General features: G+C 69.7%; 26 protein-coding genes, 2 tRNA genes, 1 other RNA gene and 1 pseudogene. 14 read left to right on the forward strand and 16 right to left on the reverse strand.

Annotation, left to right across the window (positions count from 1 at the left end):
- Positions 1-100: 100 nt before the first annotated feature.
- From HKK72_RS00530 to ffs, 5 genes are all read right to left on the reverse strand, one after another.
- Complete coding sequence (locus HKK72_RS00530; protein ID WP_187232184.1) at positions 101-664, reverse strand: DUF5063 domain-containing protein; 564 nt, start codon at positions 662-664, stop codon at positions 101-103.
- A complete protein-coding gene (recR, locus tag HKK72_RS00535; protein ID WP_187232185.1) occupies positions 657-1256 on the reverse strand; it encodes a recombination mediator RecR in 600 nt (199 codons plus the stop codon). Before recR ends, HKK72_RS00530 begins: the two co-directional genes overlap by 8 nt.
- 3 nt (positions 1257-1259) lie before the next feature.
- Positions 1260-1613 carry a YbaB/EbfC family nucleoid-associated protein gene (locus HKK72_RS00540; protein WP_187232186.1) on the reverse strand — a complete coding sequence of 118 codons (354 nt, stop codon included), beginning with the start codon at positions 1611-1613 and terminating at the stop codon, positions 1260-1262.
- Between the two features lie 146 nt (positions 1614-1759).
- Positions 1760-3844 (reverse strand): DNA polymerase III subunit gamma and tau, encoded by a 2085-nt coding sequence (locus tag HKK72_RS00545; RefSeq protein ID WP_187232187.1) that lies wholly within the window; start codon positions 3842-3844, stop codon positions 1760-1762.
- A 21-nt stretch (positions 3845-3865) separates the two neighbouring features.
- Positions 3866-3962, reverse strand: an RNA gene (gene ffs / locus HKK72_RS00550) — signal recognition particle sRNA small type.
- 65 nt (positions 3963-4027) lie between these two features.
- Between ffs and HKK72_RS00555 the strand changes: the two genes are divergently transcribed.
- Both HKK72_RS00555 and HKK72_RS00560 read left to right on the forward strand, forming a co-directional pair.
- On the forward strand, positions 4028-4348 hold the full coding sequence (locus tag HKK72_RS00555) for a DUF952 domain-containing protein (RefSeq protein ID WP_187232188.1): 321 nt from the start codon (positions 4028-4030) through the stop codon (positions 4346-4348).
- A gap of 10 nt (positions 4349-4358) precedes the next feature.
- Positions 4359-4446, forward strand: a tRNA-Ser gene (locus tag HKK72_RS00560).
- 65 nt (positions 4447-4511) lie between these two features.
- Here HKK72_RS00560 and HKK72_RS00565 read toward each other — a convergent pair.
- A complete protein-coding gene (locus tag HKK72_RS00565) occupies positions 4512-5027 on the reverse strand; it encodes an N-acetyltransferase (RefSeq protein ID WP_187232189.1) in 516 nt (171 codons plus the stop codon).
- Positions 5028-5163: 136 nt separating this feature from the next.
- Between HKK72_RS00565 and HKK72_RS00570 the strand changes: the two genes are divergently transcribed.
- The 3 genes from HKK72_RS00570 to HKK72_RS00580 all read left to right on the forward strand — a co-directional run bounded on the left by HKK72_RS00570 (position 5164) and on the right by HKK72_RS00580 (position 7131).
- Positions 5164-5763 (forward strand): GNAT family N-acetyltransferase, encoded by a 600-nt coding sequence (locus tag HKK72_RS00570; RefSeq protein ID WP_187232190.1) that lies wholly within the window; start codon positions 5164-5166, stop codon positions 5761-5763.
- A gap of 488 nt (positions 5764-6251) precedes the next feature.
- A complete protein-coding gene (locus HKK72_RS00575; RefSeq protein ID WP_187232191.1) occupies positions 6252-6746 on the forward strand; it encodes a hypothetical protein in 495 nt (164 codons plus the stop codon).
- Positions 6747-6831: 85 nt separating this feature from the next.
- Positions 6832-7131 (forward strand): type II toxin-antitoxin system VapB family antitoxin, encoded by a 300-nt coding sequence (locus HKK72_RS00580; protein WP_187232192.1) that lies wholly within the window; start codon positions 6832-6834, stop codon positions 7129-7131.
- 69 nt (positions 7132-7200) lie between these two features.
- On the opposite strand, the gene HKK72_RS00585 is transcribed toward HKK72_RS00580, so the two are convergent.
- From HKK72_RS00585 to HKK72_RS00610, 6 genes are all read right to left on the reverse strand, one after another.
- Positions 7201-7944: an RDD family protein gene (locus HKK72_RS00585; RefSeq protein WP_187232193.1), complete on the reverse strand. Its 744-nt coding sequence runs from the start codon at positions 7942-7944 to the stop codon at positions 7201-7203.
- A 114-nt stretch (positions 7945-8058) separates the two neighbouring features.
- Positions 8059-8145 (reverse strand) — tRNA-Ser (locus tag HKK72_RS00590).
- Between the two features lie 10 nt (positions 8146-8155).
- Positions 8156-8593, reverse strand: coding sequence for a tRNA adenosine(34) deaminase TadA (gene tadA / locus HKK72_RS00595; protein WP_187232479.1), 438 nt, complete (start codon positions 8591-8593; stop codon positions 8156-8158).
- A gap of 49 nt (positions 8594-8642) precedes the next feature.
- Positions 8643-9092 (reverse strand): tRNA adenosine deaminase-associated protein, encoded by a 450-nt coding sequence (locus HKK72_RS00600; protein WP_187232194.1) that lies wholly within the window; start codon positions 9090-9092, stop codon positions 8643-8645.
- Positions 9093-9188: 96 nt separating this feature from the next.
- Entirely contained in the window at positions 9189-9674 is a 486-nt protein-coding gene (locus HKK72_RS00605) for a tRNA adenosine deaminase-associated protein (RefSeq protein ID WP_187232195.1), read from the reverse strand.
- A gap of 91 nt (positions 9675-9765) precedes the next feature.
- Entirely contained in the window at positions 9766-9948 is a 183-nt protein-coding gene (locus HKK72_RS00610; protein WP_187232196.1) for a hypothetical protein, read from the reverse strand.
- A 70-nt stretch (positions 9949-10018) separates the two neighbouring features.
- On the opposite strand from HKK72_RS00610, the gene upp reads away from it, so the two are divergent.
- From upp to HKK72_RS00635, 5 genes are all read left to right on the forward strand, one after another.
- Positions 10019-10657, forward strand: coding sequence for a uracil phosphoribosyltransferase (gene upp, locus HKK72_RS00615; protein WP_187232197.1), 639 nt, complete (start codon positions 10019-10021; stop codon positions 10655-10657).
- A gap of 169 nt (positions 10658-10826) precedes the next feature.
- On the forward strand, positions 10827-11078 hold the full coding sequence (locus HKK72_RS00620; RefSeq protein ID WP_187232198.1) for a hypothetical protein: 252 nt from the start codon (positions 10827-10829) through the stop codon (positions 11076-11078).
- Between the two features lie 75 nt (positions 11079-11153).
- A complete protein-coding gene (locus tag HKK72_RS00625) occupies positions 11154-11315 on the forward strand; it encodes a hypothetical protein (protein ID WP_187232199.1) in 162 nt (53 codons plus the stop codon).
- On the forward strand, positions 11312-11839 hold the full coding sequence (locus tag HKK72_RS00630; RefSeq protein ID WP_187232200.1) for a PH domain-containing protein: 528 nt from the start codon (positions 11312-11314) through the stop codon (positions 11837-11839). Before HKK72_RS00625 ends, HKK72_RS00630 begins: the two co-directional genes overlap by 4 nt.
- A 159-nt stretch (positions 11840-11998) precedes the next feature.
- Positions 11999-13369, forward strand: coding sequence for a helix-turn-helix domain-containing protein (locus HKK72_RS00635; protein WP_187232201.1), 1371 nt, complete (start codon positions 11999-12001; stop codon positions 13367-13369).
- A gap of 351 nt (positions 13370-13720) precedes the next feature.
- Here HKK72_RS00635 and HKK72_RS00640 read toward each other — a convergent pair whose 3' ends face one another.
- Together HKK72_RS00640 and HKK72_RS00645 are read right to left on the reverse strand one after the other, a co-directional pair.
- Positions 13721-14581: a DMT family transporter gene (locus HKK72_RS00640; protein WP_187232202.1), complete on the reverse strand. Its 861-nt coding sequence runs from the start codon at positions 14579-14581 to the stop codon at positions 13721-13723.
- Positions 14581-15258, reverse strand: coding sequence for a B3/4 domain-containing protein (locus HKK72_RS00645; protein ID WP_315987003.1), 678 nt, complete (start codon positions 15256-15258; stop codon positions 14581-14583). Before HKK72_RS00645 ends, HKK72_RS00640 begins: the two co-directional genes overlap by 1 nt.
- A 197-nt stretch (positions 15259-15455) precedes the next feature.
- Here HKK72_RS00645 and HKK72_RS00650 point away from each other — a divergent pair, with 197 nt between their 5' ends.
- Both HKK72_RS00650 and HKK72_RS00655 read left to right on the forward strand, forming a co-directional pair.
- Entirely contained in the window at positions 15456-16019 is a 564-nt protein-coding gene (locus HKK72_RS00650; protein WP_187232204.1) for a helix-turn-helix domain-containing protein, read from the forward strand.
- A 139-nt stretch (positions 16020-16158) separates the two neighbouring features.
- Positions 16159-17202 carry a WD40/YVTN/BNR-like repeat-containing protein gene (locus tag HKK72_RS00655; protein WP_187232205.1) on the forward strand — a complete coding sequence of 348 codons (1044 nt, stop codon included), beginning with the start codon at positions 16159-16161 and terminating at the stop codon, positions 17200-17202.
- Between the two features lie 50 nt (positions 17203-17252).
- On the opposite strand, the gene HKK72_RS00660 is transcribed toward HKK72_RS00655, so the two are convergent.
- Positions 17253-17543: a hypothetical protein gene (locus HKK72_RS00660; protein WP_187232206.1), complete on the reverse strand. Its 291-nt coding sequence runs from the start codon at positions 17541-17543 to the stop codon at positions 17253-17255.
- A 184-nt stretch (positions 17544-17727) separates the two neighbouring features.
- Between HKK72_RS00660 and HKK72_RS00665 the strand changes: the two genes are divergently transcribed.
- Entirely contained in the window at positions 17728-18912 is a 1185-nt protein-coding gene (locus tag HKK72_RS00665; protein ID WP_187232207.1) for a lipase family protein, read from the forward strand.
- 499 nt (positions 18913-19411) lie between these two features.
- Here the strand turns inward: HKK72_RS00665 and HKK72_RS40460 are convergent.
- Positions 19412-19885 (reverse strand): annotated as a pseudogene (locus HKK72_RS40460) (aminotransferase class I/II-fold pyridoxal phosphate-dependent enzyme); the annotation flags it as partial.
- A gap of 417 nt (positions 19886-20302) precedes the next feature.
- On the opposite strand from HKK72_RS40460, the gene HKK72_RS00675 reads away from it, so the two are divergent.
- Positions 20303-20845: an NADPH-dependent FMN reductase gene (locus HKK72_RS00675; protein ID WP_187232208.1), complete on the forward strand. Its 543-nt coding sequence runs from the start codon at positions 20303-20305 to the stop codon at positions 20843-20845.
- Positions 20846-20857: the final 12 nt, after the last annotated feature.

Consider the following 20857-nt stretch of genomic DNA (forward strand, 5'->3'; position numbering starts at 1 on the left):
GCGCTCCTCGGATCGGGGTCAGGCGTACCGGCCGTCGAGTCTACCCAGGTCGTGAACCCACGACATGGGCCGGATCGTCTCGCAAGATGAGACATCCGTATCAGGAAGTGGCGACGGGTTCCGTCTCGACGTCCAGCCTGGCACCGGCCACCACCGCGTGCAGCGCCCGCAGCGCGGCACCGGCGTGGTTGCCCCAGTGGTTGAAGTAGCTGTACTGCCACCACCACAGTGCCTCCAGGGGGCGGCCCTTCTCGTAGTGCCGCAGCCCGTGGATCAGGTCGCTGGCGACGTCCACGAGGTCGTCGGAGAGCCGGTACGGCGTCGACTCGTTGTCCTTGTAGGGGTCGAACACCTCGGTGTAGTCGTCCACGAGGGCCAGCCGCTCGGCGAGTCCCTGTCGTACGGCGTCCAGGTCGGGGTCCTCGCCCACCTCGGGCTCCCAGTTGTCCGGCAGGATCACGTCGGCGCTGGCACCGAGCTGTGCTCCGGCGAGGATCACCTGTGATACCTCGAGCAACAGCAGCGGCACGGTGTGCGTGCCCGCCTCGCCTCGCGCCACCGCGTCGAGCCCACCGAGGTAGTTCCTGACGTGGCGCACCACCCGCTCGGCGAGGGTGTTCCAGTCCTCTGCGGTGTTGAAGTCTGCGGTGTTGAAACTAGACATCGAGGAGCCTCCTTCCTTCGAATGCGCGGCCCAGTGTGACCTCGTCTGCGTACTCGAGGTCGCCTCCCACGGGGAGGCCGCTGGCCAGGCGGGTAACAGTGATGCCCATGGGTTTCACAAGCCTTGCGAGGTAGGTCGCCGTCGCCTCTCCCTCCAGGTTGGGGTCGGTGGCGAGGATCAGTTCGGTGATCTCACCGTCCGCGAGGCGCTGCATCAGCTCCCTGATGCGCAGTTCCTCGGGGCCGATCCCCTCGATGGGGCTGATCGCCCCTCCGAGCACGTGGTAGCGCCCGCGGAACTCACGCGTCTTCTCGACCGCGACGACGTCCTTGGACTCTTCGACGACACAGATGACGTGCGGATCCCGCCGGTGGTCGCGGCAGATCCGGCACTCCTCGGCCTCGGCCACGTTGCCGCACGTGCGGCAGAACCGGACCTTGTCCTTCACCTCTATGAGCGCCTCGCTCAGCCGGGTGACGTCGGCCGGATCGGCGGCGAGCAGGTGGAAGGCGATCCGCTGCGCACTCTTGGGACCGACGCCGGGCAGCCTGCCCAACTCGTCGATGAGGTTCTGGACGACGCCCTCGTACATGGATCAGAACCCGGGCAGACCGGGGAAGCCGGCTCCGCCAAGGCCCTCGGTGAGCGGCCCCATCTTCTCTTCCTGGATCTCCTGAGCGGCGCGTCCGGCATCGCGGATCGCGGCGAGGATCAGGTCAGCCAGCGTCTCAGCCGTCTCCTGGGGCTCACCGGGATCGATGGCCTTGGGGTCGATGACCAGCTCCATGATCTCGCCAGTGCCGTTCACCGTCACTTTGACCAGGCCACCGCCCGCCGTGCCTTCCACCTCCGTCTCCGCGAGCTCCTGCTGAGCGCTGAGTAGTTGCTGGTTCATGCGCTGCGCCTGCTCCAGCACATGTTGGAAGTTGAGCTCACCACCGGGTTCCACGGTGCTCTCCTTTGAGTGTCCGTCTTCCCGAGACTACGGGTTCCGGCATCGATGCGGTACGTGGGCCCTCCCCTCGGGAGGCGGCGGCGCCGCTTCCCGAAAGGGAGCGAATCGGTTGAGAACCGACCACCGTCGAGGGTGGCCGGTCAGGTGTTGTCGATCTCTCTGATGATCTGCCCGCCGAGCTCACGCTGGATGAGCGCCATGCCGCTGAACTCGGTATCGGTGCTCGCGTCCGCGTCACCGTCGGGATCGACCTCGTCGCTCTCGTCCATCGGCGCAGGACCGTCAGGCGGTGGCGGTGGCGGTGGTTCCGCGGGTCGATCCCGTGCCGCCGTCGCCGTGTTCGGCCTCGCGGCCGATGGCGGCTGCGAGGCCCCGGCGGACCGGACGGTGCCGGCGGGAGGCCCGGGAGGACCGGTGGGGCCGCTGGGCCTGGAGTCGCCGCCCATGGGACGCACCGTACGGGGATCGGCGAGCACCGTCTCGACCCGCCAGTCGACGCCGAGGTACTCCTTGAGGACCGCACGGAAGACGACGTCCTTGCCGCCGACCGCGAAGCCCTTGCGCTTGCCCTCCTCGGCGAAGGCGACGGTCAGCACGTTCTGCTCGACCGACGCGGGCTGCGTGCCGTCGAGCATGATCCAGGCGACCTTGCTCCGCTGCTTGACCGCTTCGAGGATGTCCCCCCAGGAGCGATGGACGGCTCCGATGTCCAGACCTCCGGCCGCTGCGGGCGCGGCGGCCGGGGGCGGAGCGGCCTGGGGAGTCGGCTGCGCCGGTGGCCGGGCGGCTTGCGGAGCGGGGGCGGGCTCGGCCGCCCGTGGCGGCGGAGCGGGGTCCTGCGATCGCGTCCGGGGGGCCGCGTCGCCGCCGTCACGGGCAGCGGCGGGCGCCGGCGAGTTATCCACAGAACGCCGTTCGGCCTCCGCGGGGACGGCGCCGCGCTGGACAATGGAAGTGGGGTCGCCCCCCTGGGTGGGCGGGGGTTGCGCGGGTGCAGGTCGCGCTGGTGCTGGGGCCGGTTGCGCCGGCCGGGCCGGTGGTCGCACGGGGGCCTCGCCGCCGCCCATGGCGAAGCGTCGTTCGAGCCGGTCGAGCCGGGCGAACACCGAGACCTCGTCGTCGTAGGCCCCGGGCAGCAGGATCCGGGCGCAGATCAGTTCGAGCAGCAGCCGCGGAGACGTCGCCCCGCGCATCTCGGTCAGGCCGGTGTGCAGCAGGTCGGCGGCCCGGGTCAGCTCTCCCTGCCCCATGCCGGCGACCTGGTCGCGCATCCGTTCGAGTTCGTCCTGGGGCATGTCCAGGAGCCCTGTGGCGCCGGCGTCCGGCACGTTCGCCAGCACCACGAGATCGCGTACTCGCTCGAGGAGATCGGCGGCGAACCTGCGCGGGTCCTGGCCGCTCTCGATCACTCGGTCGACGGCGGCGAAGACCGCGGCTCCGTCCCGGGCTACGAACGCGTCCACGACCTCGTCCAGCAGGGCCGAGTCGGTGTATCCGAGCAGCGACACGGCGCGCGCGTAGGTGATGCCGGCCTCGTCGGACCCGGCGAGCAGCTGGTCGAGGATCGACAGCGAGTCGCGCGCCGAACCGGCCCCGGCCCGGACCACCAGAGGCAGCGCCGCGGCCTCGAACTCCACCTTCTCGGACCGAAGGATCTCCTCGAGCAGATCCCGCAGCACCCCCGGCGGCATCAGCCGGAACGGGTAGTGGTGGGTTCGGGACCGGATCGTCCCGATCACCTTCTCGGGCTCGGTGGTCGCGAAGATGAACTTCAGGTGCGGCGGCGGCTCCTCGACGAGCTTCAGCAGCGCGTTGAAGCCCTCGCGGGTGACCATGTGCGCTTCGTCGATGATGTAGATCTTGAAGCGCGCGGCCACCGGCGCGAAGAAGGCGCGCTCGCGAAGGTCACGGGCATCGTCCACACCGCCGTGGGAGGCGGCGTCGATCTCGATGACGTCGATGTGCCCCGAACCGGCGGGCCCCAGAGCGACACAGGAGTCGCACTCGCCACACGGGTCCGGAGTCGGGCCCCGCTCACAGTTGAGCGATCGGGCCAGGATGCGGGCGCTGGAGGTCTTGCCGCAGCCGCGCGGCCCGCTGAACAGATATGCGTGATTGACACGACCGTTGCGCAGCGCCTGCTGGAGCGGCTCGGCGACGTGTTCTTGTCCCTTGAGCTCGGCGAACGTCGCTGGCCGGTACTTTCGGTACAGAGCCAGACTCATGGGGGTCCGTCCTGGTCAGAAACAGGGGACCCCCCGCACACCCGTCAGAGCCTGCTTATCCTTGCTGCCTTCCGGCCCTGGGGAGGTTCACAGGATGGACGCCGTGCGAGGGGTCTCAGCCGAGTCTATGGCATCCGCGACGTGAGTTCCGCCAGCTCCGCAGAGTCCATAGGCTCAAGCCCCATGGAGATCTTCCACATCGCCCGGCGGGCCGACTGGGACGCGGCGTCCGCGGCCGGGGGGCCGTACGAGATGTCGACCCGCGGACGGACCCTCCAGCAGGAGGGATTCATCCACTGCTCCAGCGATGAGACGCAGGTCGAGGCGGTCCAGCGCGCCTTCTACGCCGACCTCGACGACCTCGTACTGCTGGAGATCGACACCGAGCGGATCACCGCGCCCGTACGGCATGAGGCCGTGGGCGACGACGTCTTCCCGCACATCTACGGACCCCTCCCCCTCAGCGCCGTCGTGGGGGTACGGCCACTGCCCGCGAACCGGTAAGCTCAGCGGCGGAGGATTCGCCTAGTGGCCTAGGGCGCACGCTTGGAAAGCGTGTTGGTGGCAACGCCTCAGGAGTTCGAATCTCCTATCCTCCGCCAGCCCTGAGCAGGCACAACGTGAAGGCCGGTGTCCTGGGACACCGGCCTTCGTTGATCTTCCAGTCTCATCCGCGAGCCCGTTCAGGTTCGGAGCGCGGAAGGGCAAGCCAGTCCCGCCAGGAGATGTCACGGCCCAGGTAGCGGGGCCGCCGGAACGGCCAGTCGGCGGCGATCCACTGCGGCACCAGCGCGTCCAGCGCGCGCTCCACCGCGCTGCCGAGCAGTTCGTCCACCACCCACCAGGAGATCTCGCCGTCCGCGCCGACCCGCTCGGGCGGGTCGATGTAGACGCAGCCGAGGATGGCGGTCTCCGTCGCGTCGAACAGCGCGTAGTTGAAGGACTGGTGGGCGGCTATCTCCTTCTCGTGCCGGAGGAGGTCCACACGGTCCTCCTCGTAGGTCATCGTCTCCTTCGGCCAGCCCCAGGCCGGACCGAAGATGCCCCACAACCGCTCGCGGGAGCCCATCACGGCCGGGTGGTCGAGCTCGGTATCGGCCTCCCTGATCGGCCGCAGGTGATGTGCGCCGCCGGGCAGTGGAACGTGGACGGGGTGGGCGAAACCATCGGGCAGCCAGCTCATGGGACCGAGGCTATCTGCGCCCCTCGCCCTGGTGACGCTCGGCCGTGGCGGCGCTCGACCCGATGCGTTCCCCGGCCCAGTGCACTCTCGGCCGACCGGTTGCCGTCAATGTGATCGGTCTGCTTCAGTCGCCTGCATGACCTCAGTCTGGACTGGTGAACGGGTTCGGCTGCGAGGAGTCGAGCCCGAGGACTGGCAAGCCTTCAAGGAATTCGACGAGCATTCGGTCGACAAGCGCAGCGGGGACATGCTGCATCCGCCGCGGTCGGACGAGGGGTACCGGCGATGGACCCTGGAAGAGGCGGCCCGACCACCGGACGGCGACAGCTTCCGGCTGGCGATCGTGGCTCTGCGGGACGAGGTCATGGTCGGCACGCTGAACACCGGCGACGCCGACCCCAGAGCGGGGCACTTCAGCTATGGCATTGTGATCGGCCACCGCCATCAGCGCTCCGGATACGCCAGTGAGGCCATTTCGATCCTGCTCACCTTCATGTTCGGCGAGCGCCGCTACCACAAGTGCGAAGTCGGGATCCACGCCTTCAACGAGGCCTCGATCGCGCTCCACACCAAGCTCGGCTTCGTCGAGGAGGGACGACTACGCGATCACGAGTACTTCGCCGGTCGCCATCACGACCTGATCATGATGGGTCTCACCGCCGAGGAGTTCTCCGAACGCCGAGCGTTCCCCGATGTGAATCACCCCCGGTCCGACTCCGGGACCGTAGCCCCTTGACAAGCTCGTCGACCTGGCCGAGGTAATTCTCAATGGTTAAATGGCATCCGCCGAGATCCGCCGGCGGCAGTGGGGCCAAAGGTCCGTTCAAGGCCGCCGAGAGTTTTCTCCGGTGGATGCAGAGGCATGGCCAGGGCGCGAAGCCGTCCGACGCGCTGCCGCATCACGGTGGGATTCCCGCACATCCCGTCGGGATCAAAGGCGCCAAACAACGCGAACATGTCCCGGGAACCCCTGAATTCGAAGCCCGGAAAAGGCGCGGTCAACAAGGATCGGCCTGGAACGGGGACGAGAGATATGCGAACGAACACACCTATGAGGCGTGGTCGCGCGGAACGACCAACCCGCGCAACCCCAGACAACGAGATCTTGACTTTGGGTACACTACCGGCCATACGGTCGACGGCAAGCCTCAGACGAAGGTCCGTGTGCACATGGACGACAAGGGCATGATCCACGGACATCCAAAGACTTAACAGGTGAAATCAATGGATGAGATTCTACGGAGAATCGAGCAGACCTACGGGTCACTATCGGATCCGAAATTCTTCTTCGTCCGCAGGGCCTTGGAGGAACGCCCTTACGATGCCCTCGTCGAGTCGATCGCCAAGAACTTCAAAGTCACCGAGGACACCGACGAGAACGACGACCTCGCTTTCAATTATCTCGTTTCCAGCGACAACCGTACATGGGCGATGTCGATCTCCATGGTCGGGCCGTACGCGCTGCTGGCCCGGGTCGGCCAGGCATGGGACGAGATTCTTACCCCCTCCACCGACGACCTCTCCGACCATGAGCGTTGGTTGCTGAGCCGGCTTACCGATTCCGGCCTCCGGCCGCTCGGCCGAGAGGAGCTCGAAACCCCCGTGGCCCTCAAGCTCACCGGTCCGGATGACGTCCGCGTCTATCACGCCCTGTTCACCGACACCGACGGTCTGCCGTGGGACAAGGAGACGCTACGGCGACTCGGACTGATCGACTGAGGCCGATGCCACCGACCGGGGCCGGGGCGACCATTCCTGTTCCTCTGGTCGGCCCGATCTCGCCGAGCCACGTAGACTCCACTGCGTGATCTTTAAGTCGGTAGGCGAAGGGCGCCCTTATCCCGAGCACAGACTCGAGTCTCGGGACTGGGCGAAGATCCCCCCGCGCCAGGTCCGCCTGGACCAGCTGATCACCACGAAGCGGGAGCTCGACCTGCACTCGCTGCTCGCCAGGGACTCGACGTTCTACGGGGACCTCTTCCCGCACGTCGTGCAGTGGCACGGCGAGCTGTACCTGGAGGACGGGCTGCACCGCGCTCTGCGCGCCGCACTCCACCAGCGGCTCGTGCTGCATGCCCGGGTGCTGGACCTCGACGCCCAGTGAGCGGGCGGCCTCCGGCCGACGTGCCGGCGCCGCGCCTCTCCTCCCCCGTGTTCACGCGCCCCCTGCGGCCTACCGCCCGTCCCACGGCCCGGGCACGGCGCCCTGGCCGGGCGTGATCTTGACGACCACCGTGCCGGCGAACTTGTCGTGCAGGCACTGGCGGTGCGGCCTGTCCCAGAGATGCCACAGCACATCCAGCAGACCCAGTACGGGGATCTGCCCCGCGACGGCATAGGCCCCGGCGCGCTTGGCGGCGGTGCCCCCGGTCAGAGGAGCGCGGTCGGGCAGCGCGACGACCCTGGTCTTCATGACGCGCTTGCCGACGGTCTGCCCCGATCTCCCCTGCTGGAGCCAGTCGTAAAAGAACGTGATCACCGCCTGTACCAGGCCGATCAGCAGGCTGAGGCCGAAGAACGCCAGTTCCTGCCTCAGCGCCGCTTCCAGGTCGGGCTCGCCTGCGGCGGTCTCGGGGTACGGAAGTCCGAAGTACCAGACATAGAGCCAGATCCACAGCGGCAAGACCACCAGGCCGATGATGACGGTGTCGACGATCCGGGCGACCAGCCGCTGCCACCACTCGGCGAGGGTCGGGTCGGCCGGTGGCGGCGCATGGAGGTAAGGAGGGGCTTGGGGGTACGGCTGATAGGGCGGCGGCGCCCCATGGGCGCCCGGCGAGCTGCCGGGCACCGGTCCCGGCGTCCCGTAAGGCCGTCCGTATGGTGGCGGCTGAGGCTCGGCGGCCGGACCAGGGTCGGGCAGCGGCTCGGACGGCGGGGCGAAGCCGGGAGGGTCGTCCTTGGAATCCTGCGACATGACCGGATCATCCCCGGCGAGCCCGGCGCCAACAAGGGCACGGCCGGGTCCGGAAAACGACGAAGCCCGCTCCGCGGGGGGAACGGGCTTCAGCGTGCTCGTTGGTCGGCTCGGCGGTGGAGGTGGGATTTGAACCCACGGATGAGTTGCCCCATCACACGCTTTCGAGGCGTGCGCCCTCGGCCACTAGGCGACTCCACCGCGGGGAAGCCTACCCGACTCTGCGGCGCGCGAAGAACTCGGTGAGCAGAGCTCCGCACTCCGGTGCGAGCACCTCGGCGATCACCTCGGGCCGATGGTTGAGCCGGCGGTCCCGTACGACGTCCCAGAGAGATCCGACCGCGCCGGCCTTGGGGTCGACGGCGCCGTACACGACCCGGTCGACCCGGGCGAGCACGGCCGCGCCGGCGCACATGGTGCAGGGCTCCAGTGTGACGACCAGCGTGCAGCCCTCGAGCCGCCACGCGTCCAGCCGGGCGGCGGCCCGGCGAAGCGCGACCATCTCGGCGTGACCGGTGGGATCGGCCGTGCGTTCCCGCTCGTTGTGACCGGTGCCGACGATCTCCCCTGCGGCGTTCACGACCACGGCGCCCACCGGGACCTCCCCGGCCTCGCCCGCCCGCCGGGCCTCGGCCAGCGCCAGCCGCATGACCTCGTCGAACTCCGTCGGCTCGGCGAGCCCGCCGGGGTCGGTCGGCTCAGTCACGGAGGCGGTCGAACTCCTCGGCGAATCCGGTCTGCTCGGCGACGGTCAGCAGCGCGTCGCCGGGCAGCGCCCGCTCGCTGAGCTCGAGCAGCCGCTTGGCGTCGACGCCCAGATCGTCGAGCAGGTCGGCGTCACCGCTCGCGTCGCCGTCGAGTGGTGTCTCTCCGACCGACTGGCTGAGCAGGCCCGCGAGGTCGCTGGTCAGACCGGCGGCCGAGTCGGACACGAAGACGCGCGGCTCATCCTGGTCGTCCATGCGGATGACGGCGAACCACTGGTCGTCCTCTTCGAGGAGCAGCAGGACGGGGTCGCCGGTCGTCTCCATCGCGACCTCGCGCATCACGTCGGCGACGTCGTCTATGCCCTCTGCCTCGGCCAGTTCGGTCTCGGTGCCCAGCCAACCCTGCTCGGTGCGGGCGAAGACGGCAGCGAAGTACGGCATGTCTCTCATTGTGACCTAGTGACGACCGCGAAGCATCCGTGTCAACGATGCGGTCAAGGGATTCACGGCACATCGGGCCCCGCCCACGGGGCGGGATCAGCCGATGCTGTCGATCGCGCGCTCGAACGGGTGGCCGAAGCCGAGACGGCCGGCGATGCTCAGCAGCATCTCGTCAGGATAGAGGTCGAGATCACCGGAGAGCGCGCCGAGCTCCATCTCGTCCAGACCCAGGTCCGCGAAGATCGACATGTCCCCCACGGGCAGCACCTGATCGAGTTCCTCGTCCTCGGGCACCGGAATGTCGAGGTAATCGAGGACCTGCCGGGCCAGTCCCCACTCGACCGACGCGGTCACGTCGGAGAGGAACACCATGACGTCGTCGCCCAGCACGCGGATCGCGACGAAGAAGTCATCGCCGACCGCCGCCAGCCCGATCGTGCCGCCGATGCCGGGCTGCTGCCGCAGAGCGTGCACGAACCCCGCCAGATCACCGGTGAGGGCGACCGGGAGCAGCTCTGTCTCCCAGCTGTCGTCCTCCCGGAAAACCACAACAGCGAAGTCAGTCATGCTTACGTCCGTCATCGTCACCCCACCGCCGCGGTACCTGCCTGGGAATGGTCGCAGATGCGGCGTGCGGACGCGCGCTCCACCCCGAAACTCGCGGTGCCCTCGGTCAGATGATCCGGAACGTACGCATGCGAAGCGTCGCGCGGATGGCGGCACGGCGAGATCGGCGGGGGGCGACCCTCCGCCGGAGCTCCCGGGCCTCGGCAAGCTCGCGCAGGAAGATCGCGCGGCGTTGGAGCCGCTCCCGGACCTCCTCGGGACTCGGTTCTTCGGGACGTTCAGCGGTCATGCGCCACTTCCTTCCCAGCCCAACGGCATCCATTCGGCACAGCAAGAGACGGCTGGGTACCTTTGCTCACATGAAAATCCTGGCGGTCGCGCACCCGCTTGTCGCGCACAAACTGACCACGCTACGTGACGTGCGAACCGACTCGCCCACCTTCCGCCGGCTCGCGGACGAGCTGGTCACGCTGCTGGCGTACGAGGCGACGCGCGACGTTCGTGTCGTCGACACGAGCGTGGACACCCCGCTTCAGTCCACCGAGGGCGTGCGGCTCGCGCGGCCCGCCCCCGTCGTGGTGCCCATCCTGCGGGCCGGGCTCGGCATGCTCGACGGCATGACGAGGTTGCTGCCGACCGCCGAGGTCGGCTTCCTCGGCATGATCCGCGACGAGGGGAGCCTCCAGGCCCAGACGTACGCCACGCGGCTGCCCGACGACCTGTCCGGCCGGCAGTGCTATGTCCTCGACCCCATGCTGGCCACCGGCGGCACGCTCGCGGCGGCCATCCGATTGCTGCTCGAACGGGGGGCGCGTGACGTCACCGCGCTGTGCCTGCTCGCGGCGCCCGAAGGGTTGAGGTTCCTGGAGGACGCGTTCACCGACGCCGCCGCGCCCATCCGGGTCGTCACCGCGGCGATCGACTCGCACCTGAACGAGCAGGGATTCATCGTGCCCGGTCTGGGCGACGCCGGAGACCGGCTGTACGGGGTGGTCTGACCGCAGGCTCGCTGGGGATCCCTTTAATCCGGCATGGGTTGATCGCTGGACTACCGAGGGTAATGAACCGCTACGGAACGGCTACGGTCGTTCCCTCCGCCGCCGTGACCATCGGGGGTCTGACGGAGGGCGCCGACCAGGGGCGCGTGAGCGATGTTCGAGGAGCGTCATGGCCCACCCAGCGGGAAGCGAACTACCCGGTTACGAACAGGTGACCGCGAGCCTCATCGAGGAGTTCACCGGCGTCCACCCGCCGGCGCTGGTGTCTCGCTGCGTCGCGGCGGCCCGGCACAGCTCCGAGGACGTGACCGGCTCGGCCACCCCGGAGCTCGTCGAGAGCATCGCGCGCAAGCATTTGCGGATCCTGGCCACGGTGGCCGCGGAGCGACGACGCCAGATCACCTTGGACAACACGCCTTGACCTGCTTTACCGGGCGTTGCCGCTAGTGTAGAAACGGAGCTGGGTCTGTGGGTCAGCACGTTTCGGGAGGCAGTCGTGCCCGCCAAGGATTACATCCCCTGGGTGGCCACGGCGATCACGCTGTGCCACCCGCTCGAATCATCCGTGTGGACGGCCCCCGACGTTGAGTCCGGCGCCGACGGCCTCGCCTCAGCGGCCGGCGCCCTGCCCGCCCTCGTCCACACGCCCACCTCATGAGGCTCGTGACGCCCGGCGACTCCGCCCCGGCGTCCGTCAACCGCTACCTCCTTCCGCATGAGAATCAGGTCATCACCGTGCGGCGCCACCCGGCGGTGCTCATGCAGCCGGTCGCGCTGGTGCTCGGCGGGCTGATCATCGCGGGATTCCTCAGCAACACCATGGCCGGCACCGCGGGTTCCGCGGTCAGCTGGATCTGGTGGGCCTGGTTGATCCTGCTCGCATGGTTCGTCTGGAAGGTCGCCGAATGGTCGGTCGATTACTTCGTCATCACCAACCAGCGCATGATCCTCACCACCGGCCTGATCACCCGCAAAGTGGCGATGATGCCGCTGACCAAGGTGACGGACATGGGCTTCCAGCGTTCCATCACCGGGCGCATCCTCGGCTACGGCGAGTTCGTCCTCGAGTCCGCGGGGCAGGAGCAGGCGCTGCGTACCGTGGACTACCTGCCCTATCCCGAGCAGCTCTACCTCGAAGTCTGCGAAATGATCTTCCCCAACAAGAACCCCTCTGATGATTGACGAAGACGCCCACATCCGGTTCAAGGCGATCCGGCCGATACGACGAGAACTGCATAACTTTGTCTGCAATGCTTGGGTTACTCTCGATGTGAGCTGTGTCTCAGCATGCAATCATGTCGGAACCAGTACCGCCTGATTACTTCCGTTAAGTGAGTTCACATGCCGGGTCTTGGCAATGTCGGTGAGCGAGTCCGCGACCTGCGTCTGACAAGGCGCCTGTCACAGGCGCAGCTTGCCGGGCATGACCTTTCTGACAGTTACATCTCATTGATCGAGTCCGGCAAACGCACCCCCACGCCGGCGGTGCTCCGGCTGCTCGCCGAACGCCTCGGCTGCACGGCCGAGTACCTCTCGGAGGGAATCGCGCCGGAACAGCGCGCCCACCTCGAGGTGCGTGAGCGCCACGCCGATCTCGCGCTGCTGGCCGGCCGGCCGGCCGTGGCGCTGGCGGGTTTCGACGAGGTGATCGAACACACCGACGACCCCGAGCTGACGGCCCGCTCCCTGCGGGGACGCGCGCGCGCACTCGAGGCGATGGATCGCTACGACGATGCCATCGGAGCCCTCGAGTCGCTGCGCGAGCAGGCGGAACGAGACCCGGGCCGATCGAGCTGGCTGCCGCCCGTGATCTCGCTGGCCCGCTGCTATCACGCCGCCGGCGACCTGGGACAGGCCATCGCGCTGGGCGAGCGGGCGCTCGCCCGGCTGCACGAACTCGAACTCACCGTCGGGCAGGAGCACACCGAAGTCAGCCGCGTGCTGCTGCTGGCCTATGTGGACCGGTCCGAGCCGGACCGCGCGCACGGACTCGGCCGGAGCGTCCTGGTCGACGCCGAGACCGGCGGCGTGCCGATCTCGCTCGCCTACCAGCGGGCCAGTGCCAAGGCCCTCGACGAGAGCGCCGTCGGCGACGCGCTCTACTTCGCCGAGCAGGCACTGGCGGCGCACGTCGAGGGAGAGCGGCTGCAGGCCCACGCCCGGCTCCAGATGGCCGGGGCCCGGGCGCTGCTGCGCGGCACCGCGCCGTACGGCATCGGCGCGGCCGGATGGGACGCCGCACAGGAGGCACTGGGCCTCTTGCGCGCGTCCGCGCCCGTACTGCAGGGAGCCGAGGCCACCCAGTGCGCGATCGAGACGGCCCGGGCGCTGGTGCTGCTCGGTGAGCCGGCCCGGGCCGTGCACACGGCCGAAGAGGCGCTCACCAACCTCGTCGGCGACTCCCCGCTCGAACTCGTGGACAGGACGCGGGCGCTCGAGACGGTGCGGGCCCGGCTGGTCCTCGCCCAGGCTCGATTGGCCCAGGCCGACCGCGGCGCCGCCACATCCGTGCTGCGCACCGCGACCACCGAACTCGACCGGATCACTCCCAGTAGGCCGACCGCGCACCTGTACCGCGAGCTCGGCGATCTGTACGAATCCGCCGGCGACACCGCCGGAGCCACCGGTGCCTACCGTCGGGCCCTGGAGGCCGCCGGGCTGCGTCCGATCTCACGAGCGCAGCACGTCGCCTCTCACGTGGTCGGGCTGTAGGAGCATTCGCGCGCCGGCCTCCGCCCCGCGCGTACCGCCCGCTCGGGAGGCACCGGGGCGGCCCCGGACGAGTGGCGGCGAAGAGCTCCGCTCGGCCACCCACAACCGCCCTACGCTGGGACGAAGCGTTCATCCGGTTGGCCTAACATAGGTCCGGGGGGATGCCCCGCTCGTCGGAGGGACCTTGGCTTCGCGCACGGCCCGCTGCGCGTCCCCGGCCGTTTCGAAGCGCCGATCAGGCAGCCGATCGGCCGGATGACGCGAGGAATCGGGGGCGCGGACCGTGCGGGACAAGGTCCCTCCCGGGCCGGGCCCCCGGACCGGTCGCCCATTCGGCCGAGGGCGACCGCCTCAGCCGAGGGTGACGAGGGCGACACCGGCGACCGCCACCGCCAGCCCGGCCCGCTGGATCACCCGAAGCCGCTCGCTGTAGACCACCCGGGCGAGCAGCACGGTCACCGCGGGATAGAGCGAGGTCAGCACGGCGGCGAGGCTGAGCATCCCCTGCTGGGCGGCCAGGAAGTACAGCGCGTTACCGGCGGCGTCGAGCACGCCCGAGAACGCCACGAGGACCAGGGTCGCGGTCCCGGACAGGCTCGCGCCCTTCGGCCCACCCGCGATCAGAGCGGTGACCAGGAGCAGAGCGAATCCGCTCGTCCGTGAGGCGACGAGCGGCCACAGCCCGCCGTCGTCACCTGCCTCGTTCAGCATGATGAAGAAGCCGCCGAAGGCGAAGCCGGATACGGCGGCCATGAACGGACCGCTGTCCAGCAGCGTCCGGCGGGAAGCACCCTCTTCGGTTCTGCCGCCGTCCTCCATGCTCACCAGAGCGACGGCCGCCACGCAGAGGACGACCCCGGCGAGGACGGTGCCCTCGAGCCGTTCGCCGCTCAAGGCGCCGGCCGCGACGGGCAGGATCGCGGCCGCGAGTGCGGAGACCGGCGCCACGACGCTCATCGGACCCTGGGCGAGCGCGCGGTAGAAGGTGAGGATGCCGGTGCCGCCGGCCAGGCCTCCCGCGAACCCCCAGGCCATGCCGTCGCTCGGCGGCGCTCCCGTGGTGAGGACGGCGGCGGCGAGCAGCAGCACCAGGCCCACCGGCATGCTCAGCAGCAGGACCCTCAGCGCACTCGAACGCCGTGAAGCGGCGCCGCCGAGGAAGTCGGCGACTCCGTAGCCGAGCGCCGCGCCGATGCCGAGCAGCGTCACCATCAGGTGCCCAGGGGACCGACGAGCCGGCTCTCGATCTGGACGTCGGGCGCGATCACGCGCAGCCGGGTGGCGAGGTCGTCGGCCGCCGCACGGAGTGTGCCGAGGGCGTACGGCTCCAACCGCTCGAAGATGAACAGCGCGTTCTTGGTCGATTCGGTGATGCGGGTACGGGTGCACTGGCGCCAGTTCCAGCGGCGGCAGGTGACTCCCTCGTCGTCGCGCCAGACGACCTCGCCCGGCTCGGGGTGCTCGACCACGGGCTCCCCTCCGGCCACCGTCTCGAACGCCTCGTCGCCACCGGCCCGCACCAGCCGGGCCGCGCCGCGGTAGCCGTCGAGATCCTCGCCCCCCACCGGCAGGACGTACTCGACGCTGACGGCGTTGTAAGCGTCCACGACCCGGTTGATCGCAGGCAGCGATTCAACCCGCCGCAGCAACGCGTCGACGGAGGGCCGAGTCCGCTTCGGCTTGGCCCCGAACCCTCGGTAGGCCTCCTGCCAGGCCGTCACGTGCGGATGGGCGGCCGCGTCCGCGGCGCCGTCCGCGGCGGTGTGCAGCCAGCCTGCCGAGACCGGGTCGCTCGGCCCGTTGCTCAACCCCTCGGCGGTCATGAGCAGAGCCGCGAAATCCGGCCGAAGGCTCCACACGGCGCCATCAACCGCGATCTTCTCTAGCACGCTGACGCTCCCTCTGCCATGACAGTCCTTCTGCCGTCGGTCATCATAATGTAATGCAGAGTGCATTATAACGACCGAGCGGCCGATTCATCGCCAGTCGGCCCGGCCCGGTTGGCCCTACTGTTGTCGCAGCCGGGTGAGCCGACGGCGAGGCGACCGCTCCAGGCCGCCGCCGGGGCGGCGGACCAGGAGGTGCGATGAAGGAGTCGGAACCGGTCGGCGAGGCGGTGGCGAGGACCGTACGCGCGCTGCGCTCCGAGCACGCGTGGAGCCTCGACCAGCTGGCCGGCCGCGCCGGGGTGAGCAAGGGCGTCCTCGTCGCACTCGAGCAGGGGCGGGGCAATCCCAACCTGGGCACGCTGGTCCGCATCGCCGACGCGCTCGGCGTGCCGCTGACCCGGCTGGTGCAGGTCGAGGAGGAGCCTCCGGTGCGGGTCTTTCCCGCGGACCGGCACGTCGTCCTGTGGCGCGGCCCCTCGGGCGGAAGGGGAACGCTGCTCGCCGGCAGCGATCCGCGCCCGTCGGTGGAACTCTGGGAATGGGAGATACAACCCGGCGAACCCCATGAGAGTGACGCGCACATCCCGGGTACCCGTGAGATCGCCTACGTCGAGCGAGGAACTTTGACTCTCACCGTCGACGGCAAACGGCATGTGATCGGGACGGGCACGGCGGTGGTGTTCGCCGGAGACCGGCCGCACTCGTACGGCAACGAGCACGACGAGGTGTGCCGCTTCTTCCTCGCCGTCCTGGACCTCTGACGCGACACCGCACGTGAGGTGCCTTTTCAGGAACCGCCGCCGCATTCGCAATCGTTGACCGGTGAGGGCGCCGCGACACCCGCCCGTCACGGCCTCCACGTCACGCACGGGCATCCGACCATCGGGAGGGCCACGGACGGTGAGCCAGAGCAGAGCCCCCCTCAGGCCTACCCGGGTGCGGGGCGCCACGATGCTGCTGGGCGACGGAGCGGCCGCCTGGACGGCGGTGCCGGCCGACGTCTCCGAGCCGCAGTACCTGCTGAACGACGTGACGGCGTTGTCGCCGTCCGAGGCGTGGGCGGTCGGGCAGGCTCAGGACCATCCGGTGGTCGCGCACTGGGACGGCACGCATTGGACCGCCGCGCCGGCCGAACGGCCGCCCGGTGCCGTCGGCGCGGGGCTGCTCGGCGTGGACGTCGCCGCCCGGGCGGCCGCCATCGCCGTCGGGGGTGCCTTCGATCGGCTGGCCGGCGAGAACATCCCCCTGGTCCAGCACTGGGACGGCGCCCGATGGAACGCCGTCGAGCTCGGCCGCGGGCATGTCCTGACCGACGTCACCATGCTCTCGGCCGCCGAGGCATGGGCGGTCGGTCACGGGTTCCGCCCAGGCGACGAAGACCTCACCCCCGTCGCGCTCCACTGGACCCCGGGCGGCTGGGCCCGCGCCACGACGCCGCCGATCAGCAGGGGCCGCCTGCTCGCCGTCGCGGCGACCTCGCCACGGGACGTGTGGGCGGTGGGCGCGGCGGGCCGGAGTCCACTGATCCTGCACTACGACGGCCGAGTCTGGAGCCGGGTGCGGAGCCCGGCCGGGTCGCGGCCGCTCACCGACGTGGCCGCGCTGACCCCCTCCGACGCCTGGGCGGTGGACGGCGGCGGCGTGCTGTGCTGGAACGGCCGGTCATGGCGGCGCATGGACACCCCGCTGCTCACGTCGGCGAACACCGTCAGCGCGCTCGCGCCGTCGGACGTCTGGGTGGCCGGGGCGAGGGGCGAGCTCGCCCACTTCGACGGCCGGAACTGGAGCCGGGCCGGCTCTCCCCCACCGCTGGGCGAGGCGGCCGTGTGGCTCGGCTCGGCCTCGGCGGCGCCCCGCACGGTGTGGATGGTGGGCTCCCAGCAGACCGCCGACTCGGCACCCGCCCTGCGGCACACGTACGCGACCGATCGCGGCAAGAGCTGAGACCTGGACCGTGCAAGCGCTCCCCGCGCACCTGACCGGCCGGGCCCTCGTCAGCGGGGCATCCGGTCGGCGGTCTCGGTGACCAGCTGGTGCAGGAGCGGCGTCAGCTCAGGGCGGTCCTCGAGCAGTTCGTCCAGGCGCGCCCGCCAGGCTCCGGCCTCCGCATACGTCACGTCCTCGGCTTGGAGGCGTATGCGCGTCTCGGCCAGCTTGAGCTGGAAGATGACGCCGAGGTGCTCCCCCACCATCTCGCTGAGCCAGTAGTAAGCGTCGGCGTTCGCCGCTGCGGCGAAGATGCGTCCGCCTTCCCAGGCGACGCGCGGCCGGTGGAGGACACCCATGGCTGGACGTTAGCCCCTGCCGCCATTGCCGACAAGACCTGATCGCGCGGACGGAATTCCAGGGTCAGAAGTGAACGTGAAAAGTACTCGCATGTCTATTGACCGCTTCTCTACTCGAGGGTAACAATCCGCCTAGCGGCCGCTCCAGAGTCAGTTCTCCCACCCCCTCCCCGAGGAGCCGACCATGAGCGCACGCGTCCGTCTCGGGCGCGCCCCGGCGATTCTGGTCGCGTTGATCGTCGTGTTCAGCATGGCGATTCCGCACCGTGCCGCCACCGCCGCCGACTTCTACACCCCGCCCTCGCCCCTGCCCTCGGGCAATTCCGGTGACGTGATCCGGTCCGAGCGCATGAACTACAAGGCGACCATTCCGGCGCTCGCCCGGGCGTGGCGGGTGCTCTATCTGTCCACCTCGGCCACCGGGCAGCGGATCGCCGTTTCCGGTGCGGTCATCGTTCCGGTCCTGCCCTACGGCGGACCACGCCCGATCATCGGATACGCACCGGGTTCACACGGCCTGGGTGACCAGTGCGCGCCGTCCCGGGAGATCGACGCCGGCACCGACACCGAGGCCTCACTGATCTCGGTGCTGCTGGCCCGCGGCTGGGCGGTCGCGGTGACCGACTACGAGGCCTTGGGAACGCCAGGCGACCACACGTACATGGTCGGGCCCTCGGCGGGGCACGCGGTCCTCGACGTCATGCGCGCCGCCACCCGGCTGCCGGGCGCCGGGCTCAGCGCGTCGGCCCCGATGGCCGTCAGCGGCTACTCGCAGGGCGGAGGCGCCGTCGGGTGGGCCGCTCAGCTCCGCGGCGACTACGCCCCCGAACTGCCGATCAAGGGCATCGCCGCAGGCGGAACGCCGGCCGACCTGAACGCGGTGGCGGCGAACCTCGACGGCGGTCCGGAGTTCGGCTACGTCGCCATGGCCGGCATCGGTTTCGACGCGGCCTATCCGGAGCTGCCCTTCCAGGAGCTCCTGACCCCTGAGGGCCGTGCGCTGTTCGCCGACATCCGTGACGACTGCCTCTCGGAGATCCAGAGCAAGCTGGCCGATCGCCGGATGAACGAGTTCACGACCGTGCCGGACGTGCTGAGGCTGCCCGCGTGGCAGGCCCGGCTGGCCGAGAGCAGGCTCGGCGGCGCGACCCCCCACGTGCCGATGCTGCTCTACCACGGCCTTCTGGACGTGACGATCCCCATCGCACAGGCCGGCACGCTTCGCCGCGCCTACTGCTCGCGCGGCGTCTCGGTGCAGTGGAACGTCTACCCCGCCGACCACGTGGGCACGGCGGTCCTCGGTGCGATCCCGGCGGGCGGCTGGCTGTCCGACCGGCTGGCCGGCCGCGGCGCGCCGACCAACTGCTGACCGCGTGCGGCGGATCCGCCCATGGCCGGGTGCCGGCGCGGCGCCCGGCCGTGGGTCTCGCTAGATCCGGGCCCGAGACGGCGCCCGCATCGCGGCACGAGGCCATTCGCTCGACCGCCTCGGTGACCCGCTCGGGTGCGGTGGCGAAGTTCAGCCGGGCGAATCCGTGACCGGGGGCTCCGAAGTCGGGGCCGCTGGACAGGGCGACCCTGCCCCATCGCAGGAAGATCCCGGTCGGATCCTCGCCGAACAGGAGCCGGCGGCAGTCCAGCCAGGCGAGATAGGTGGCCGCGGGCGGCGAATAACCGATCTCGGGCAGGTGTTCGGCGAGCAGACCGCCGAGCGGGCGCCGGTTGCCGTCCAGGCCCGCCATGACCTCGTCCAGCCACGGCTCACCGCTGGTGAACGCGGCCCCGTCCAGCGACCCGAACGGCACATGACGTGCCTTTGGATAGGTCAGCGGCGCGTGGATCTCGTCGACCACGACCCGTACCCCGTAACGGTCCGCGAGTTCCGCGACCGCCAGCAGTTCGGCGCGGTCGAACACGACGCCGGTCGGGTTGTGCGGGCTGCACAGCAGGTACGCGTCGGCGCCGGCGGCGAAGTCGCGTTCGAGCCGGGCGAGGTCGAGCCCGTGACCGGACGGACCGAGTGCGAGCGGGCTCTCGACGATCCGGCGGCCGATGCGCGGCAGCCAGTAGAAGAACGGCGGATATGCGGGGGTGTTCACGACGACCCGGGCGCCGGGCTCGGTCACCAGCTGGAGAGCCTCGACGATGCCCGCCATCACGTCCGGCACCAGCCGGATGCCGGCCGGATCCGGCGACCATCCGTAGCGCCGGCCGGCGAACGCGGCGAACGCCTCCGGCAGCCCCCCGGCGAACGCGTATCCGGTGTCGCCACGACGGACGGCCTCGGACAGCGCCTCCGTCACCGGTTCGGCGAGCGGTGTGTCCATCTCCGCCACCCACATCGGAAGCACGTCCGGTGGATGCGCCCGCCACTTGGAGCTGCGCCGTTCCCGCAGCTCGGCCAGGCTGTGCAGGGTGAGGGGCCCCTTCCTCCGGCCGGTGCCGACGGTGAAACCGGTGCTGTTCAACGAACACGCCTCCGTTCGATGCGGCCCCGCGGCGGTGGCTGCTCATGGTGGTGCGGGTTCACGCGCCGAGTCGCCGCCGAGGCGATGGTCCACAACCGATGCCCACCTATCGCCGTTTCTCACCACCTGACCGGCCTTCATCACGTGGTGGTTGACCTCGATATTGCTTGAGGTTCTAGCGTTCGTCCTGATCAGGACACGGACGTGGCCCGTGCGGCGGACGCAGGCTTGTCGCAAGGTCACAGGCATTCGTGGTCAAGGAATCAGCATCCGTTCAGAAGGGATCCCGTCATGTCCGAAGAACCGTTCCAGCTCGCGGTGTTGATCGGCAGCGTCCGGAAGGGCCGGTTCGGCCCGACCGTCGCCGACTGGTTCGTCGGCCGGGCCGAGCAGCGCGGCGACATGAAGGTCGATGTCGTCGACCTGCTCCACACCGAGATACCGAGTGCCGACTTCACCTCCCGCGTCGGCGCCACGGACGCCTTCGTCGTCGTCACACCGGAGTACAACCACGGCTATCCGGGAGAGTTGAAGCTCGCCATCGACTCGGTGAACCGGGAGTGGCACGCCAAACCGGTCGGCTTTGTGTCGTACGGCGGGCTGTCCGGCGGCCTGCGGTCGGTCGAACAGCTTCGAGCCGTCTTCGCCGAGCTCCACACGGTCACGGTCCGCGAGACGGTGAGCTTCCACAACTCACGGGTCAACTTCGACGAGAAGGGCGACCCTCGCGACCCCGAGGCCGTGAACGCGGCGGCCGGTGTCCTTCTCGACCAACTGGCGTGGTGGGCGCACGCGCTGCGCGAGGCGCGGGCGGCCCGTCCCTACGGCACCTGATCTCGCGCTCCG

Source organism: Actinomadura sp. HBU206391, from assembly GCF_014323665.1.
Classification (GTDB): domain Bacteria; phylum Actinomycetota; class Actinomycetes; order Streptosporangiales; family Streptosporangiaceae; genus Actinomadura_C.

Bases quoted from the DNA above. Each gene is read 5' to 3' on its own strand.
- HKK72_RS00530 (WP_187232184.1), bottom strand. From the start codon at position 664: ATGTCTAGTTTCAACACCGCAGACTTCAACACCGCAGAGGACTGGAAC.
- recR (WP_187232185.1), bottom strand. From the start codon at position 1,256: ATGTACGAGGGCGTCGTCCAGAACCTCATCGACGAGTTGGGCAGGCTG.
- HKK72_RS00545 (WP_187232187.1), bottom strand. From the start codon at position 3,844: ATGAGTCTGGCTCTGTACCGAAAGTACCGGCCAGCGACGTTCGCCGAG.
- HKK72_RS00555 (WP_187232188.1), top strand. From the start codon at position 4,028: ATGGAGATCTTCCACATCGCCCGGCGGGCCGACTGGGACGCGGCGTCC.
- HKK72_RS00565 (WP_187232189.1), bottom strand. From the start codon at position 5,027: ATGAGCTGGCTGCCCGATGGTTTCGCCCACCCCGTCCACGTTCCACTG.
- HKK72_RS00570 (WP_187232190.1), top strand. From the start codon at position 5,164: ATGACCTCAGTCTGGACTGGTGAACGGGTTCGGCTGCGAGGAGTCGAG.
- HKK72_RS00575 (WP_187232191.1), top strand. From the start codon at position 6,252: ATGGATGAGATTCTACGGAGAATCGAGCAGACCTACGGGTCACTATCG.
- HKK72_RS00585 (WP_187232193.1), bottom strand. From the start codon at position 7,944: ATGTCGCAGGATTCCAAGGACGACCCTCCCGGCTTCGCCCCGCCGTCC.
- tadA (WP_187232479.1), bottom strand. From the start codon at position 8,593: ATGCGGCTGGCGCTGGCCGAGGCCCGGCGGGCGGGCGAGGCCGGGGAG.
- HKK72_RS00600 (WP_187232194.1), bottom strand. From the start codon at position 9,092: ATGCCGTACTTCGCTGCCGTCTTCGCCCGCACCGAGCAGGGTTGGCTG.
- HKK72_RS00605 (WP_187232195.1), bottom strand. From the start codon at position 9,674: ATGACGGACGTAAGCATGACTGACTTCGCTGTTGTGGTTTTCCGGGAG.
- HKK72_RS00610 (WP_187232196.1), bottom strand. From the start codon at position 9,948: ATGACCGCTGAACGTCCCGAAGAACCGAGTCCCGAGGAGGTCCGGGAG.
- upp (WP_187232197.1), top strand. From the start codon at position 10,019: ATGAAAATCCTGGCGGTCGCGCACCCGCTTGTCGCGCACAAACTGACC.
- HKK72_RS00620 (WP_187232198.1), top strand. From the start codon at position 10,827: ATGGCCCACCCAGCGGGAAGCGAACTACCCGGTTACGAACAGGTGACC.
- HKK72_RS00630 (WP_187232200.1), top strand. From the start codon at position 11,312: ATGAGGCTCGTGACGCCCGGCGACTCCGCCCCGGCGTCCGTCAACCGC.
- HKK72_RS00635 (WP_187232201.1), top strand. From the start codon at position 11,999: ATGCCGGGTCTTGGCAATGTCGGTGAGCGAGTCCGCGACCTGCGTCTG.
- HKK72_RS00640 (WP_187232202.1), bottom strand. From the start codon at position 14,581: ATGGTGACGCTGCTCGGCATCGGCGCGGCGCTCGGCTACGGAGTCGCC.
- HKK72_RS00650 (WP_187232204.1), top strand. From the start codon at position 15,456: ATGAAGGAGTCGGAACCGGTCGGCGAGGCGGTGGCGAGGACCGTACGC.
- HKK72_RS00660 (WP_187232206.1), bottom strand. From the start codon at position 17,543: ATGGGTGTCCTCCACCGGCCGCGCGTCGCCTGGGAAGGCGGACGCATC.
- HKK72_RS00665 (WP_187232207.1), top strand. From the start codon at position 17,728: ATGAGCGCACGCGTCCGTCTCGGGCGCGCCCCGGCGATTCTGGTCGCG.
- HKK72_RS00675 (WP_187232208.1), top strand. From the start codon at position 20,303: ATGTCCGAAGAACCGTTCCAGCTCGCGGTGTTGATCGGCAGCGTCCGG.